Here is a 16,706-nt window from a genome sequence, read left to right on the forward strand (position 1 = left end):
AAAGCCGCCGGATCAACCCGAGCGGTGCAAATTGGCGGGCGATGCGGCTCAAGCGTCAGTTCGGCTGTCCGCGATGAAATGCGGGTTGGCGAAATCGCAATCGTCCTGCTGGTCGCGCTTGCCGTAACGAAGGGGCGTTCCCTCCAGCGTAGAAGTCCGGCCACCGGCGGCCCGCAGCACAGCGTCGCCAGCGGCGGTGTCCCATTCCATCGTGCGGCCGAAGCGTGGATAGATGTCGGCCTCGCCTGCCGCGACAAGGCAGAACTTCAGCGACGAGCCGACCGACACGATTTCCGCCGCGCCAAGCCCGGCAATATAGGCATCGGTTTCAGGCGTGTTGTGCGACCGGCTGGCAACAATGGTGCGCGGCGATGCCGGCGCGCGCACGGCAATGGTGCGACGTTCGGCTATCCGGCCATTCTGACCGACGCTTGCCGCCTCCGCCCTGCCCGGTCGGCCGGTGAAGAGCTGGCCGGTGCACGGCGCATAGACGATGCCGACTTCCGGCACGCCATCGCGGATCAGGGCGATATTGACGGTGAAATCGGTGCGATGCTTGACGAACTCCTTGGTGCCGTCGAGCGGATCGATCAAAAAAAACGCCGAACCAAGGTCGATCGGCGCGATGCCGGCGGCACTTTCTTCTTCCGCCACGCAGGGGATGCCGGGATAGGCGGCGCGCAGGCCGGCCAGAATCACCGTCTCGCTTTCGCGGTCGGCTATAGTGACGGGCGAGGTATCGGCCTTGCTTTCCACCGCGCAGCCTTCATGAAAGATGCGCATGATCCTCGCGCCGGCGGCGAGCGCCAGTTCCTCGAACAGGCCGAGCATCGCCGCATCGCCAGATGTTTCGTCAGATTCCGGCGCCGCTTTCATACTGGTCCTGGGCAAGGTCACGCTGCAATAGCCATTGATCGAGAGCTTCCACCATCTCCTCCGGCGAGCGGCCGAGGGTTTTCAGGTGGACCTCCGGGTTTTCCGGCGGCTGATAGGGAGAATCGACGCCGGTGAAGTTCTTGATTTCACCTTTCAGGGCGCGCGCGTAAAGCCCTTTCGGATCGCGCCGCGCGCATTCCTCGAAGGGCGTGTCCACGAACACCTCGATGAATTCGCCCTCGGGCATCAATTCGCGCGCCACCCGTCGCTCGGCCCGGAAGGGCGAGATGAAGGAAACGATGACGATCAACCCGGCATCGGCCATCAGTTTCGCCACCTCTGCGACGCGGCGGATATTTTCCACCCGGTCCGCATCGGTGAAGCCGAGATCGCGGTTGAGCCCATGGCGGACATTGTCGCCATCGAGAATATAGGTGTGGCGTCCAGTGGCGTGGAATTTCTTTTCAAGCAGGTTGGCGATGGTGGACTTGCCTGAGCCCGAAAGGCCGGTGAACCAGAACACCGCCGGCCGCTGGCCTTTCATGTCGGCGCGGGCGCGCTTGCCGACATCGAGCGACTGCCAGTGGATGTTGTCGGCACGGCGCAGCGAATGCACGATCATGCCGGCCCCGACAGTGGCGTTGGTCATGCGGTCGATAAGGATGAAGGCGCCGGTGGTGCGGTTTTCGGCAAACGGGTCGAAGACGATCGGCAGCCGCGTCGAGATGTTGCAGACGCCGACCTCGTTGAGCGCCAGCGACTTTGCCGCCTCATGCGCGAAATCGTTGACGTTGACGCGATATTTCAGCTCGGTGACGGTGGCGCTGGCCTCGTCCGTCTCGGTGCGAAGGATATAGGAGCGGCCGGGCAGGAGCGGCTGCTCGCTGAACCAGACGAGATTTGCGGTGAACTGGTCGGCCACCTGCGGGCGGGCATCGGGCGCAACCAGCATGTTGCCGCGCGAGACTTCCACCTCGTCATCGAGCAGGATGGTGACGGCCTGACCGGCCACGGCGAGTTCAAGGTCGCCGTCTTGTGCCACGATGCGCTTGACGCGCGCCGGCGTGCCGGATTTCGCCACCACGACCGCGTCGCCCTTGGAAACCGCGCCGGAAGCGACGGTGCCGGCAAAGCCGCGGAAATCGAGGTTCGGCCGGTTCACATATTGCACCGGGAAGCGGAACGGCAGTTCCAGAGCCGCCTCGTCCACCGGCACGGTTTCGAGATGCTCGACCAGCGTCGGCCCGTCATACCAGGGCATCGCCTCGGAGCGGCGCGAGACATTGTCGCCATAGCGCGCCGACAGCGGGATGGGCACGACGGTCTGGAAGCCGAGTTCGTGGGAAAATGCCGCGTAGTCGGCAACGATGCCGTCGAACACGGCCTGGTCGAAATCGACCAGATCAATCTTGTTCACCGCCAGCACGATATGCCGAATGCCGAGCAGCGAGGCGATGATCGAATGGCGGCGCGTCTGGCGCAGAATGCCCTGGCGCGCATCGACCAGCACCACGGCCAAATCCGCCGTCGAGGCACCGGTCGCCATGTTGCGGGTGTATTGCTCATGACCGGGCGTGTCGGCGACGATGAACTTGCGTTTCGGCGTAGCGAAGAAGCGATAGGCGACGTCGATGGTGATGCCCTGCTCGCGCTCGGCCTCCAGCCCGTCGACGAGCAGCGCGAAATCGATGTCGTCGCCGGTGGTGCCATGCTTCTTCGAATCGCGCTCAAGTGCCGCGAGCTGATCCTCGAAAATCTGGCGCGTATCGGAAAGCAGGCGGCCGATCAGCGTCGACTTGCCGTCGTCCACTGAACCGCAGGTCAGAAAGCGCAGCAGCGATTTCTTCTCCTGCGCCGCAAGATAGTCGCGCACGCCGTCGGTCGCTTCGAGTGCCTTTGCCGAAACATGGCGCATGATCAGAAATATCCTTCGCGCTTCTTCTTTTCCATCGAGCCGGCCTCATCGCGGTCGATGAGCCGCCCCTGGCGCTCGGAGGTGCTGGCCGTCAGCATCTCGCCGACAATGGCCTCCAGCGTGGCGGCACTGGAATCAATCGCGCCGGTCAGCGGATAGCAACCCAGCGTGCGGAAACGCACCATGCGATTTTCGATCTGCTCGCCCGCCTTGAGCTTCATGCGCTCGTCATCCTTCATGATGAGCATGCCGTCGCGCTCGACCACCGGCCGCTCCTTGGCGAAATAGAGCGGCACGATAGGGATATTCTCCTGCAATATATATTGCCAGATATCGAGTTCCGTCCAATTGGACAGCGGGAAGACGCGGATCGATTCACCCTTGGCCACGCGCGTGTTGTAGATCTTCCACATTTCCGGGCGCTGGTTCTTCGGGTCCCAGGCGTGGCTCGCGTTGCGGAAGGAAAAGATGCGCTCCTTGGCGCGTGACTTCTCCTCGTCGCGCCGCGCGCCGCCGAAGGCCGCGTCGAAGCCGTGCTTGTCGAGCGCCTGCCGAAGCGCCACCGTCTTCATGATATGGGTGTGCGTGTTCGATCCATGATCGAACGGATTGATGCCGTCGCGCACGCCGTCCTGATTGATATGCACGATGAGGTCGAAGCCGCGCTCCTTCGCCATGCGGTCGCGAAACGCGATCATCTCGCGGAACTTCCAGGTCGTGTCCACATGCAGGAAAGGGAACGGCGGCTTGGCCGGATAAAACGCCTTCATCGCCAGATGCATCAACACGGATGAATCCTTGCCGACCGAATAGAGCATGACGGGTCGCGAAAATGTCGCCGCCACCTCACGAAAGATGTGGATCGCCTCGGCTTCCAGTTGTTGCAGATGGGTCAGCGGGGCGTTCATCGGCTTTCGGTCTTTCTTAATCGCCTTGATCGGCCCTCGTCGGCCCTGATCGGCAAAGGTCTTCTAGCAGTTTGCGTGGGAGAGGCGAAGCTTCCTGCGCCCGTTAAGCCGGGCATGGCGAACAAATTTTGCGCAAACGTCCAGAGAAACCGGAATTCCGATCCGCTTTGGTCCGGCATCCATGTCAGACGCTCCGACTGTCTCATTTCCGCAACAATCGGGCAAAGTTCACTGCTGTCAGGCGGCGATTTCGCGTAATACGTTTGTATTAGTTGAAATGCTCTTTTAAGTTGAATTCAACTTCCCTAATGGGAGGTTGGGCGGGAGCATATCGTACCTGTTGCGGTTTCGGCGACAGACAGGAGTTGCTTTCATGCCCGATCCAACAATCGGACGGAGGGCTTCGACCTTGAAAACCATTCTCATCGCTGCATCGGCGGCACTTCTTGTTTCCACCTCGGCCTATGCGGCGGATATCGTGGTCGATCAGGCACCGTTGCCTGTGGCTGCCTATGACTGGTCCGGCGCCTATATCGGCGTCAATGCCGGCGGCGGCTTCGGCAAGTTCAAGCATCCGTTTTCCGTGACGGCGGCCCAGGGCCAGGGCATCGGCGGTTCGCTCGATATAACCTCTGGCGGTTTCCTCGGTGGTGTCCAAGCCGGCTACAACTGGCAGTCGGGCCAGATGATCTATGGCGTCGAGGCTGATTTCCAGGGTTCAGCCGTCAAGGCCGAAGACTCACTCGATCTAAATATCTTTGGCAACAGCGTTTCCGGTGAACTCGGCACCAAGATCGACTGGTTCGGCACGCTGCGTGCCCGCATCGGCTACACGCCGGTCGATCGTTTCATGGTCTATGCCACCGGCGGCCTAGCCTATGGTCATGTCGAGAGCTATATCAACGCTGAAGCAAACGGCGCTTCAATTCTTGACGAGAGCAAATCCAAGACCAAGGCTGGCTGGACCATCGGTGCCGGCGCGGAATATGCCGTCACCAGCAACTGGACCCTCAAGACAGAATATCTCTACACCGATCTTGGCAAGACGACGCTTATCGACACGAATATAAATGGCGCAAACGCCAAACTCGAAAACGACGTCGCCTTCCACACGGTTCGCGTCGGCCTGAACTACAAGTTCTGATTGCCAGCTTGCCCGGCGGCGGCCAGCCTCCGGGTCTCGGGTACAAGGCCTTGCGAAAGCAAAGAGACCGCCGGCGAATTTTCGCCGGCGGTCTTTTCTTTGGTCGAACTGCTTGGCCTTCCCGCCTCTCCCCATGTCCAAGACCAATCATGGGCAGGCGATAAATTAACCGGCTGTTAGGGTTAACAGAATATTTCTTCATCATGGGGAGGTTGCCCGGTGGAGCGGCCTGCGGACGAAGGGGATTCTGGGGCGATGCCAGCCATTTGCAGATCAGCCATTTGCCGGCCAACCATTTGGCGAGCAGCCGGTTGCATGCCGGGAGCGGCAACGCGGCTTGCGTCGACGGCAGCGCTCATGCTCGCCTTGGCAATCGGCGTCAGCGGCTGCGGCACGGATCGGATGACAACCGGCTCCATCGCGCGCATGCCGTCCAGTTCGCTTGCCGCCATGTCCACGACGCAGGTGCATGACGCCTCGGTCACGTTTGGCCGGACCTATGCCAGGAATCCGAACGACAAGGCGATCGCCATGCGCTATGCGACGCTGCTTCAAATGGATGGCGACGCCAGCCAATCGCTCGCCGTGGTGCGCAAGCTGGCCATCGCCTATCCGAAGGACCGCGAAGTGTTGTCCGCCTATGGCAAGGCGCTGGCGGCCAACGGCCAGTTCGAGCCCGCGCTCGATGCGGTACGCCGGGCGCAGACACCGGAATATCCCGATTGGCGGCTGATGTCCGCCGAAGGCGCCATTCTCGACCAACTCGGCCAGAAGGACGAGGCCCGCCAACGCTACCGCAAGGCGCTGGAACTGAAGCCCAACGAACCGTCCGTCCTGTCCAATCTGGGCATGTCGTATCTGCTGGACGGCGATTTGCGCACCGCCGAAATCTATATGCGCGACGCCGCCAAACAAGCCGGTGCCGATAGCCGCGTGCGGCAGAACCTGGCTCTGGTGGTGGGCCTGCAAGGCCGCTTCGCCGAGGCGGAGAAAATCGCCGTGCAGGAGCTTCCCGCCGCGCAAGCCGAGGCCAACATCGCCTATCTGCGCGCGATGCTTTCGCAGCAGAACGCCTGGAACCAGATCAAGGCGCAGGACAAGAAGAAGGCGACCAACTGACCCGTAGGGATTTGGCGTGACCTGGACCTTGCGTGCTCCGAGACGCCGGCGTCGCCCACGGGGAGACACCAGTTTGTGCTGTGCATGCTTCGAGACGCCGGCGTCGCCGGCTCCTCAGCATGAGGAAGGTAGGTGCGGCTCCCGTTTGAGCAGTGCGTCGTTCGAGACGGCAGCTCACGCTGCCTCCTCACGATGAGGGAGGTTGTGTGACGTCGCCGTCTCAAAGCAATGACATGGGCGCTACATCAGCCCTCATCCTGAGGTGCGAGCTCCTGAGCTTGTCGAAGGGGCGAGCCTCGAAGGACGAGGGCGGCTCCAGTTCGCGTGGATGGAAATTTATCGTCTGCTGTTGCCAGTATAAATAAAATCCTTGTCGAACAAACGTTTGGCTGAGTAACGACGGTTTCCTTCTCCCGCTTTATCCACACCCGCCATCCTTCCCTCATAATCCGTCTCAGCAGCTTGCCAGCGGGAACGGGTGTGCACACTCGAGCATCCAGGCAAGTGTGGCGCCGGGTGTGTTATCCGTAACAGTGAACGGAACCGCCCGGCCCGAACCGGACCTGCGTTGCTCGCGCTCGCAAATGGGCGATGGGCCGGGAAAGGCAAGGGTAGAAACGCCGGCGGGCGCGGACAACCGTGCCATATAATTGAACTTAGGAGGTACGGCCCCGCGCCCGCTTCCCGACCTTTCACCTCGAAAGGTCCGTTCTTTGAAATGGCCAGGGCCGAAAGGCAGCGTGGCAACGGTGAAGTGCGGCCTGCCCTTGAGCGACCTATTCGCTGCTGGCTGCCGGCTTGTCGCCGAATATGCCATGCTGGCTGACCTGCATGCCGGCCGGCCCCAGAATCACGGCAAACAAAACCGGCAGGAAGAACAGGATCATCGGCACCGTCAGCTTGGGCGGCAGGGCGGCCGCCTTCTTCTCGGCTTCGTTCATGCGCATGTCGCGGCTTTCATTGGCGAGCACCCGCAGCGCCTGACCGACAGGCGTGCCGTAGCGCTCGGCCTGCGTCAGCGCCTGGGTAACGGATTTGACCGATTCGAGGCCGGTGCGGCCGGCCAGGTTTTCATAAGCCTGGCGCCGCTCCTGCAAATAGGAAAGCTCGGCATTGGTGAGTACGAATTCTTCCGCCAACTCGACCGACTGGGCGCCGATCTCGTCGGCAACACGGCGCATGCCGGCTTCCACCGACATGCCGGACTCCACGCAGATCAGCATCAGATCCAGCGCATCCGGCCAAGCCGCCTGGATGGATTGCTTGCGCTTCGTGGCGCGGTTGCTGACATAAAGCACCGGCGCATAGAACCCGGCATAGGCCACCAGAATGCAGACGAACAGTTTGACGAACAGCGCCTGCTCGGCAAGCCCGCCCAGCACAAAGAGGTAGATCAGCGCCAGCGCCAGCCCTACGAAAGGCAGGACGAGACGGAAGAACAGGAATCTGGTCAGCGGGTTCTGCCCGCGGAAGCCGGCCATCTTGAGTTTCTGCAAGGTGCCTTCATCGGCAAGCGCACGCTTCAAATCGAGGCGCTCGACGATGTTGCGCATGCCGACCGACTGGTGCTCGCGCAGGCCCTTGCGCTTGCGGTCAGCCGCCGCGGCCAGCCGGGCGCGCTGCTGGGCACGCAACTCGTCACGCTCCAGCGCCACCGATTTCATGCGCGTCTTGAGGGTATTTCCCCCGAAGGCCGGCATCAGCGTGACCACGGTGGCGAAGACCGCAATCGCAACCAGCATGGCGACCAGGAAAGATGGATCGGTAAGGGTTTGGACGACGTTGCCGGTCATGTTCGCCTACACGTTGAAATTGATCATCTTGCGCATGATCATGATGCCGATCGCCATCCAAAAGGCCGAGAGGCCGAGGATGAGATGGCCGGTGCTGGTGATGAAGAGCGGCATGATATAGGAGGGGCTGGTGATGAAGACCAACCCGGCGACAATGACCGGCAGCGCGCCGATGATGGCCGCCGATGCCTTGGCTTCCATCGAAAGCGCCTGCACCTTGGCTTTCATCTTCTTGCGGTCGCGCAGCACACGCGACAGGTTGCCCAGGGCTTCCGACAGATTGCCGCCGGCCTGACTCTGGATCTGGATGACGATGCCGAAGAAGCCGGCCTCGGCGCAGGGCATGGTTTCCGGCATGCGCAAGGCGGAATCGGGGATCGACTGGCCCATTTGCTGGGCATCGACCATGCGCCGGAACTCAGAACGAACGGGTTCGGGCGATTCATTGGCGATCAGGCGAATGCCGTCATTGAGCGGCAGGCCGGACTTGACCGCGCGCACGATGATATCGAGCGCATTGGGAAACTCGTTGAGGAAGGCCTTGACGCGGCGCTTCCGGCGGAACGAGACGAACCAGCGCGGCAGGCCGAGAGCACCCGCAATCAGCACGCCGGGCAGGATGAGCAGCGGCAGACCCAGCAGATAGGCGATCAGGGTGAGGAACACGCCGCAGATCGCCGAATAGACGTAAAAGCGGTCCGCCGTCACGCGCATTCCCGCCTGGCGAAGCTGGATCTTCAGCGGCGGCTTCTTGAGCCTGCGGTCGCTGGCCTTCTGCTTTTCGTCCAGTTCCTTCAGTGAATCCTGCACCGTTTTGCGCCGCTTGGCCACTTCGGCGATCCTGTCGCGGCTGGCCTTGACGACCGCCCTGTCCGTTTCGGCGGCCTTGATCGCACCGAGCCGCCGGCCGGTGTTCTTCTCGCTGTCGATGCGGTTGAACAGGAAAGCATACGCCACTGCGCCGGCGCTGGCCCCGGCCAGCCCGACGAACAGCAAAGTGGTCCCGTCAATCCCGAACATGCAAAGCCCCTGCGTCCAGATCGCTCAATCGGCGCTCTTCTCCATCGCTTCCAGCGCGTTGGCCAGCCGCTGCTCCTCGCCATAATAGCGGGCGCGCTCCCAGAAATGCGGGCGGCCGATACCGGTCGAGGCATGATGGCCGAGGATGCGGCTGTTCTGGTCCTCGCCGGTGATGTTGTAGAGAACGAGGTCCTGGGTGATGATGACGTCGCCCTCCATGCCGATCACCTCGGTGATGTGGGTGATGCGACGAGACCCGTCGCGCAGGCGCGCGGCCTGAATGATGACATCGACCGAGCCGACAATGATCTCGCGTACGGTTTTTGGCGGCAGGGTATAGCCGCCCATCGCGATCATGGATTCCATGCGGCTCAGGCATTCGCGCGGGCTGTTGGAGTGAATGGTGCCCATCGAGCCGTCATGGCCGGTGTTCATTGCCTGCAACAGGTCGAACACTTCCGGGCCGCGCACCTCGCCGACGATGATGCGCTCGGGGCGCATGCGCAGGCAGTTCTTGACGAGGTCGCGCATCGTCACCTCGCCCTCGCCTTCCAGATTGGGCGGGCGCGTTTCCAACCGCACGACATGCGGCTGCTGCAATTGCAGTTCGGCGGAATCTTCGCAGGTGATGACCCGCTCGTCGCGATCGACATAATTGGTCAGGCAATTGAGCAGCGTGGTCTTGCCGGATCCGGTGCCGCCGGAGATGACGACATTGCAACGCACGCGCCCGATGATCTTGAGGATTTCGGCCCCTTCCGGCGAGATCGCTCCGAAGCGGACCAGTTGATCGAGCGTCAGCTTGTCCTTCTTGAACTTGCGGATGGTGAGCGCGGTGCCGTCGATGGCGAGCGGCGGCGCGATGACGTTGACGCGCGAACCGTCCGGCAGGCGCGCGTCGCAGATGGGCGAGCTTTCGTCCACGCGACGGCCAACCTGGCTGACGATGCGCTGGCAGATGTTCAGGAGTTGCTGGTTGTCGCGAAAGCGAATGCCGGTCTGCTCGACCCTGCCGTTCACCTCGATATAAACATTGTGCGAGCCATTCACCATGATGTCGGCGATGTCGTCGCGAGCCAGAAGCGGCTCCAGCGGCCCGTAACCCAGCACGTCATTGCAGATGTCCTCGAGCAGCTCTTCCTGCTCGGCAATGGACATGGCGAAATTCTTGATCGCGATGATATCGTTGACGATATCGCGGATTTCCTCGCGTGCGCTCTCGGCATCGAGCTTGGCAAGCTGCGATAGGTCGATCGTATCGATGAGAGCGGCGAAAACCTGGCTCTTGGTGTCGTAATAGCTTTCGGAGCGCTCGCGGCGGGCACGCTTGGGCTCCTCCATCAGCGGCGGCGCTTCGATGGCACGCCGGCCTGGCGCTATCGTGGCGGTTGCTGCGGCAGCAGACCTGGCCATGACCTCGACGTCGGCAGCTTTCGATGCCGCTGCCGCGACCGGCCGTTCCGGGCTGTGCTCGATGCCGGCACGCTTGCCGTCGTCATTGCCTCTCTTGCCAAACATGAGCGATTACCGATCCATTCGCAGCAAGATCATTTCCTGTTGCGTTTCAATTTTTCGATGAGCGAACCCAAACCGGCCTTGCGGCGGCCCTTCATTTCGGTACGGCCCGTCAACACATGGGCGATCTCGTTTATGATGGCGACCACCGGGCTCTTGGCATCCATTTCGCCCAGCATGCGGCCGTTATTGGCGGCATTGCCAAACAGGAGCGGATCGAAGGGCACGACCGCCATTGGCGTGATACCCAGCGGTTCCGCGAAATCCTGCACCGAAATCTCGGGGCGTTTTTGGACGCCCACCTGGTTGAGGACCAGTTTCGGCGGCGCATCATTGGGACGCAATCGCTTCAACATATCGACAAGATTTTTCGTGTTGCGCAGGTTGGCCAGTTCCGGCGTTGCGGTGATGACGATTTCATCGGCCTTGGTGAGTGTGTGCTTCGACCAGCCGCTCCACATATGCGGAACGTCAAGCACCAGCATCGGCGCGCTGCGCTGCGCTGTCTCGATTACCTGCGAAAAAGCCTCCGGCTCGAAATCATAGATGCGGTCGAGCGTGGAAGGTGCTGCCAGCAGCGAGAGATGCTCCGCGCATTGCGCCAGCAAACGGTCCAGATAGACCTCATCGATGCGTTCGGGAGAGAACACCGCTTCCGCCATGCCCTGCGCCGGGTCCTGATCGAAGTTGATATTTGCGGTGCCGAAAGCCAGGTCGAGATCGGCAACAACCACTTCGGACTTGAACAGCGACGACATCGCCCAGGCGGCATTGTGGGCCATAGTGGACGAGCCGACGCCTCCCTTTGCGCCGATGAAGGCGACAGAGCGGCCAAGCGGCTCTGCCTCCGGGTCGATGAAAATCGAAGAGATCACGCTGACAATATCGGCCATCGAGACGGGCGCAATGACATACTCCGATATGCCGGAGCGGATCAGTTCCCGATAAAGCCCGACATCGTTGTAGTAGCCAACGACGACGACCTTTGTGCTGGGGTCGCAATGCTCCGAAAGGGCAGCGAGATGCTGCATGAGTTCCTTGGGCTCACTACGCGACTCCAGCACGATCAGGTTCGGCGTCGGGGCCGACTGGTAGAATTCGATAGCCGTTGGAATACCACCCATATGAACCTTAACGTGAGCTTTGGCCATACGCCGGTCCTCACCGGCGCGCTCGATCGGACCCGCGACGCTCTCGGTCTCGCAGAATGCCTGGATCGAGACGCGCGGGATCGGTCGCAGCGAACGCATAGCTGCCAGATCGGCCAAAAGGGTCTCTTCGGCATCGTCGGCAGGATCGTAGGCAAGGTTGCTCATTGTCGTGCTCGCTTCAGGCAGTATCGACTCAATAGTTGACTTCGCCGGGCAGGATGGCGTTGCCATTGCTGCGATAAGTGCCAATCACCCTGCTTCTATTTTCAGCGTCGATCTCACTCTGCTTCCTTGGCCCGAGAAGGTCGTTCGGATTGGCAATCTGCGCGGCAAGATTGTTCTGGTAGGAGCAGCCGAAATTCGCGTAGTGTCGGTTTTCCGTGGTATCAGCCAGATCGTCGGGCCAACGGCCGCATTTGTCCGTCTGCGCCCTGACTGCGGTGTAGATGACCCTTATAGGTGCGGCGATCTCCGCCGACCGAGCCTGATAGGACGTGATTACGACGCGGCCCTTGCGCACGCCGCTCGCAATCGCCAATCGGGCGAAATCCCGGCCAGCAGCTCTCGCGGCGACCTCGTTGACCGAGCCGTATGGGATCAGGATGGTCAACACCGGCGCCGCGCGTCGGTCATAGCTATCGAGAAAGCCCAGCAGGGTCTCGCGCTGATTACGCGTCATGCCGTGGTCGCCCGCGCCGACCGGAAGATCGATTTTCTGATCTTGCTCTGCGATAACAATCGGATGATTGGTGCGATAATCGTCAGGGATCGAGCCGACGGTGATGCTGTCGCGGTTTGCGCAACCTGCCAGCAATGCCGTCATGGTAACGGCCATGACAGAGACCGATAATGCCAAGCCACCCGCATGCCGGCGCTTGTTTGTGCCAACCGTCTCTGCCTTGTATGTGATATCGGACATTTCAGCCCCACTCATTTGTAGATGTAGCCGACGACGCCATGATAGCGTCCGGCAGGCAAACTGGTCTGCATGGTGCCATAGACGCGGTTGACGCGACCAAGGAAGATGCCTACGCCGTCGCTCGGCGGATTGAAATTGTCATCCGGCTTGGACAGTTCGTTACGTGCCACCGGGCGAACCAGGTAGGGTGTGATTATGACGACCAGTTCGCTTTCGTTGCGCACAAATTCCCGGCTGCGGAACAGCGCGCCAAGGACAGGGATTTTCGCCAAACCGGGTACGGCATTGATGGTCTGCCTGATATCGTCATTGACCAGGCCGGCGATCATCATTGAGCCGCCGGAAGGCAGTTCGACCGTGGTATCGGCAAGCCTTTTGCGGAGTGAGACCACGTTCGTCCCATTAACTTCGATCGCGTTTTGACTGGTCGGCTCCGAGACGGATGTCCTGACCTTAAGGCTGATCCGGCCGGCCGACAGAACAACGGGCTGGAATTCAAGACCAATGCCGTACTCGATCTCCTTTAGGGTGGGAATGATGACGCCGTTGTCATTTGTCTGACCGATGACGACGTTATATTCACCACCGACCCGGAAGGTTGCCTTTTCGCCCGACACGGCACTCAAGGTCGGCTCCGCGAGGGTCTTCATAACGCCGGACTGCTCCATGGCGTTCAAAGTCCCCTTCAGATAGCTGTCGCCTCCAACGCCACTTCCACTGGTTCCACCCGTCAAGGCAGACCCGGCGGCACTCGCAAGCGTCTCGAACGATATACCGTCGGCCTGACCGATCATCTTGACGCCAAGTTGCTTCATGACCGAGCGGCTGACCTCGGCTACAGTCACTTTCAACGTGACCTGGTCTTCGCCGACGATCTGCAACAGGTTGATGATCGAGCTTTTCTGGCGTTGCGAATCCGGATTGTTGATATCGACACCGCTTTGGGAAGAGCCGCCCGCCGCCGTCTGTGCATACTGTCCGGTCGTCGCCTCGCCGCCAGAGACGAACGCATTGGCCAAATCCATCGCGCGCTTGGCATCGAGCGGGGTTTCGACCGTGCCGGTCAGCACGACATTATCGTTGATGAGTTCCACCCGGATATCGGAACCGGGAATAAAGCGCTGCAAATTAGCCTGAAGGCCGCTGACATCCCGCTCGACATCAAGGTCGAGGCTGACGATCTGCTCGCCATTGGGGCCGAAAACGAAAATGTTGGTTTGGCCGACCGACTTGCCAAACAGATAGATACGACGTGACGTACGCGTCACCGCGTCGGCGACCGCCGGATTGGCGACCAGAATATCATAGGCATCACTCGGCAAATCGATAACCACGGATTTGTTCAGGCCAAGCTTGACGCGCTGGCTCGCGGTCGTCGCACTCACCGCCGCCTTGCGCCCCGCATAGGCCTGCGTAACACCCGACGTTACGATCCCTACCGGCAAAAAAGCCAAGGCGGCAGCGAAAACGACTGGCAGTTTCCACTTCAATGTCATTTCCTTGCCCCCACTTCGGATACCTGACCGGACTTGATCAGGCGCACGGTGCCGCGGCGGTCGCTGCTGGAAACCAGATAATCGGCCTGGCTCAGATTCTTCTCGTTGATGTCGGTTATCGGTCGAAGTGCCAACGTCAGGCGATCTGCCATCTGTTGAGCGACGGTTATGATTTCCGCCTGCTTCGGCGTCAGTTCGAGCGTCGCGGTCTGGCCAACCCTGGTCTTCTTACCTTCCTCGTCCACCTGAATAGTCTGGTCGATGGCCAGCACACGAATGTTCTTCAGGATTGTTTCGGTGGTGAAGGGACTGCCGGCACCTGCCGCGGCGTCGCCATTGCGTCTTGTCATAATGACGTCGACGAAATCATTGGGGAGGATAAAGCCGCCTGCCGACGTGTCGGCGGCGATTGAGGTCGCGACTGCACGGGTACCGGAGGGTAGGATCGACGACATGAAACTTTGTCCCTCGCCGATCAGCTTGGAGCGGCGAACGGCCTCGCCCGAATACATCGGCATGCGGGCGACGGACCCCTTCAGTTTTTCGAGAGCGTCGGAATCGGAAAGCTTGGTAATGAAATTGGCGTTGACTGCGTCAGAAGGCCATTGCTGCCATTTCAGATTGCTGCCGAGCGCTTCTCCCATCGGCACGTCGGCCGTTAAGGTCAATACGTCTTGAAGTGCGACTGCCGGCTTGTTGGGTGCCTCGAGGGCAATTTCGGCCGGTTCGACCACCGCCATGTTCTTGGCGACATAGCCAGCCCCCCCTGCTGCGGCCACAGCCACACTGAGTATAATCAAACGGGATGCCGGCATGCGCCCAACCCTCGCCCCTTGCAAACCACCTAAGCCGGGTTGGACAGTGCAGCCGCAATCGTCAAATTATGGTTAATGCGATACTTACGATCGTGTTTAATTTAACCTTTAAAGATCACGAATCGTCGAGCTGTCGTTTCCTGCCCAGGGGAATATTCTTTCAGGCTGATAAACGAGATAGCGCCCAAACGACAAGATCGGTCTGCGGATAGGTGAGCAGTCCTCCGACGCCAAGCGCGATGCCGTAAGGGACGCCAGTCGTCTCGTCGGCGAAATGGCGCAGGAACATATTGTCCCGCGTGAAAACAGCGATAGCAGATTTTCGGTAGGAAAGAATTGCCAGTGTCAGCACGCCGCCAAGCAATGTCGAAGTGACGAGATAACCGGCAAGCGCCGGACCCAACCCCATCCAGACCGATGTCGCAGCCAACAGCTTCGCATCACCACCACCCATGCCGCCGACCGCGAACAGCACGAAAGTGACGGCAAGCACCGCACCGCCGGCAGCGAAATGCCACCCGACGGTTGCCCAGTCCATGCCCGTCAACGGTGCTATCAGGAGGAAACTGACAACAAGCAGTGCTGACACACGATTGGCGATCGTCATAGACAGCATGTCGGAAATCGCCGCGAAGAGCATACAGAAAGGAAAAATGACGAAGATCAGCGCTTCAAGCATCATAACCCCCATTGCCGAAACCCGGCGCAGACTAGCCCGGCGTCCGTTAAGGAACGATGATCCGTCTACCAAAATTTGCTTGGAGAAGCGCCATGCTGACACGGACACAATGTCCGCGCTTAACTGTTGATTCACCAATCTCGTTCATTTTCGCCCTCGCCCCCATCCTTCCGGAGACCAAGATGGCTGCATCGAGATTGTTCCTGCCTGCCGTTGGGATGTTTTGCATCATGGCTGCAACCATTCCCGCTCACGCAGGCGCTGGCATCGAAGTCGTGATGAATGAGGCCAAGATCATCAGGCTTACCCATCCCGCAGACACGGTGGTCATTGGAAATCCGGCAATCGCAGACGCCACAGTGCAGGATGCATCGACCGTGGTGCTTACCGGCAAGGGCTTTGGCGTCACCAATTTCGTTGCTCTTGACGAAGCCGGCAGACCGATCATCGATGAGCAGATTACCGTGGTGCGGCAGAACGCTTCCACAGTGCGCATCTACAGGCGCTCCGAAGTGCAGACCATGTCATGTTCACCTTATTGCGAAAGCGCCTACAAGAACACGGCCGAAAAAAGCTCTGAAGCAGAAATGAACGCGCGCTGATGCGTCGGACCTTTCACCCGCCGGCCAGCGTTAGCGCATCGTAAAGCCCGTTTCACCAAATTTAGAGATCGCCCAAACCGGACCTCAATGGGTTTCGGCTATGGTCTTTACCGAACAGGGCGGAATGACAATGGGCTATCGGGGCATCGGTCGATTTAAACCGCGACGTGACAAACTATCGCGTCGCTTCGTGAGTGAGCGCAATGGCAGCACCGCGATCGAATTCGCAATGCTCGCCATCCCGTTCTCGCTGCTGGTCTTTGCCATTCTTGAAAGCTGCATATCTTTCGCAGGCCAGGAAGTCATGGCCAACGCCACCGATAGCGTGGCACGGCAGTTGCGAACCGGCCAATTGCCGTCATCGGTCGATAAGACACAATTAAAACAGCTCATTTGCGACAAGATGGAAGTCATGGTCGCCAAGGGTTGCCCCGGCCTAATGGTCGATCTGCGCCATTTTGGTACGTTCACGGATGCTGCACAAGCCGGATACAGAATAGCAAATGGTGAAATCCAGCTGACGCAAGGGTCCAACGAAACGAGCTTCAAGGTTGATCCCGGCCCCGCATCTTCGAAGAACATGCTTCGGGTGTTCTACAAATGGCCGGTTATCACCGATTTCCTGAGCAAATCCATGTCCGATCTGAAAGACGGCAAGGCGCTGCATTTTGCCTCGGTTACCTGGCAGAACGAACCATTCGACAATTGAAACCTGACTGAGAACGGCGTTCCCGAACTCACTGACAGTAACGGA

The 16,706-nt window shown here is 60.1% G+C and carries 15 protein-coding genes; 4 read left to right on the top strand and 11 right to left on the bottom strand.

Annotated features, from left to right (window positions below):
• Nucleotides 1-48: 48 nt before the first annotated feature.
• The 3 genes from cysQ to cysD are packed head-to-tail and all read right to left on the bottom strand — an operon-like array spanning nt 49 to nt 3,699.
• On the bottom strand, nt 49-876 hold the full coding sequence (gene cysQ, locus BFN67_RS14755; protein WP_425349784.1) for a 3'(2'),5'-bisphosphate nucleotidase CysQ: 828 nt from the start codon (nt 874-876) through the stop codon (nt 49-51).
• Complete coding sequence (gene cysN, locus BFN67_RS14760) at nt 854-2,791, bottom strand: sulfate adenylyltransferase subunit CysN (RefSeq protein WP_080920320.1); 1,938 nt, start codon at nt 2,789-2,791, stop codon at nt 854-856. The genes cysQ and cysN overlap by 23 nt, the downstream gene beginning before the upstream one ends.
• A 2-nt stretch (nt 2,792-2,793) precedes the next feature.
• Entirely contained in the window at nt 2,794-3,699 is a 906-nt protein-coding gene (gene cysD / locus BFN67_RS14765; protein WP_080920321.1) for a sulfate adenylyltransferase subunit CysD, read from the bottom strand.
• A 409-nt stretch (nt 3,700-4,108) separates the two neighbouring features.
• On the opposite strand from cysD, the gene BFN67_RS14770 reads away from it, so the two are divergent.
• Nucleotides 4,109-4,843, top strand: a complete 735-nt coding sequence (locus BFN67_RS14770; RefSeq protein ID WP_245295277.1) for an outer membrane protein — start codon at nt 4,109-4,111, stop codon at nt 4,841-4,843.
• 357 nt (nt 4,844-5,200) lie between these two features.
• Nucleotides 5,201-5,962, top strand: coding sequence for a tetratricopeptide repeat protein (locus BFN67_RS14775; protein ID WP_245295271.1), 762 nt, complete (start codon nt 5,201-5,203; stop codon nt 5,960-5,962).
• Between the two features lie 776 nt (nt 5,963-6,738).
• Here BFN67_RS14775 and BFN67_RS14780 read toward each other — a convergent pair.
• From BFN67_RS14780 to BFN67_RS14815, 8 genes are all read right to left on the bottom strand, one after another.
• Nucleotides 6,739-7,755 (bottom strand): type II secretion system F family protein, encoded by a 1,017-nt coding sequence (locus BFN67_RS14780; protein ID WP_080920324.1) that lies wholly within the window; start codon nt 7,753-7,755, stop codon nt 6,739-6,741.
• A gap of 6 nt (nt 7,756-7,761) precedes the next feature.
• Nucleotides 7,762-8,775 (bottom strand): type II secretion system F family protein, encoded by a 1,014-nt coding sequence (locus BFN67_RS14785; protein ID WP_080920325.1) that lies wholly within the window; start codon nt 8,773-8,775, stop codon nt 7,762-7,764.
• 24 nt (nt 8,776-8,799) lie between these two features.
• Nucleotides 8,800-10,293, bottom strand: coding sequence for a TadA family conjugal transfer-associated ATPase (locus BFN67_RS14790; RefSeq protein ID WP_080920326.1), 1,494 nt, complete (start codon nt 10,291-10,293; stop codon nt 8,800-8,802).
• Between the two features lie 29 nt (nt 10,294-10,322).
• Nucleotides 10,323-11,606: a CpaE/TadZ family protein gene (locus BFN67_RS14795; RefSeq protein WP_080920327.1), complete on the bottom strand. Its 1,284-nt coding sequence runs from the start codon at nt 11,604-11,606 to the stop codon at nt 10,323-10,325.
• Between the two features lie 28 nt (nt 11,607-11,634).
• Nucleotides 11,635-12,360, bottom strand: a complete 726-nt coding sequence (locus tag BFN67_RS14800) for a CpaD family pilus assembly protein (protein WP_139789190.1) — start codon at nt 12,358-12,360, stop codon at nt 11,635-11,637.
• Between the two features lie 11 nt (nt 12,361-12,371).
• A complete protein-coding gene (locus BFN67_RS14805; protein ID WP_080920329.1) occupies nt 12,372-13,856 on the bottom strand; it encodes a type II and III secretion system protein family protein in 1,485 nt (494 codons plus the stop codon).
• Complete coding sequence (cpaB, locus tag BFN67_RS14810) at nt 13,853-14,671, bottom strand: Flp pilus assembly protein CpaB (RefSeq protein ID WP_080920330.1); 819 nt, start codon at nt 14,669-14,671, stop codon at nt 13,853-13,855. Before cpaB ends, BFN67_RS14805 begins: the two co-directional genes overlap by 4 nt.
• A gap of 160 nt (nt 14,672-14,831) precedes the next feature.
• Nucleotides 14,832-15,350, bottom strand: coding sequence for an A24 family peptidase (locus tag BFN67_RS14815; protein WP_080920494.1), 519 nt, complete (start codon nt 15,348-15,350; stop codon nt 14,832-14,834).
• A 182-nt stretch (nt 15,351-15,532) separates the two neighbouring features.
• On the opposite strand from BFN67_RS14815, the gene BFN67_RS14820 reads away from it, so the two are divergent.
• Entirely contained in the window at nt 15,533-15,952 is a 420-nt protein-coding gene (locus BFN67_RS14820) for a pilus assembly protein N-terminal domain-containing protein (RefSeq protein WP_080920331.1), read from the top strand.
• Nucleotides 15,953-16,052: 100 nt separating this feature from the next.
• On the top strand, nt 16,053-16,661 hold the full coding sequence (locus tag BFN67_RS14825) for a TadE/TadG family type IV pilus assembly protein (protein WP_425349787.1): 609 nt from the start codon (nt 16,053-16,055) through the stop codon (nt 16,659-16,661).
• Nucleotides 16,662-16,706: the final 45 nt, after the last annotated feature.

The organism is Manganibacter manganicus, from assembly GCF_002075885.1.
GTDB lineage: Bacteria > Pseudomonadota > Alphaproteobacteria > Rhizobiales > Rhizobiaceae > Mesorhizobium > Mesorhizobium manganicum.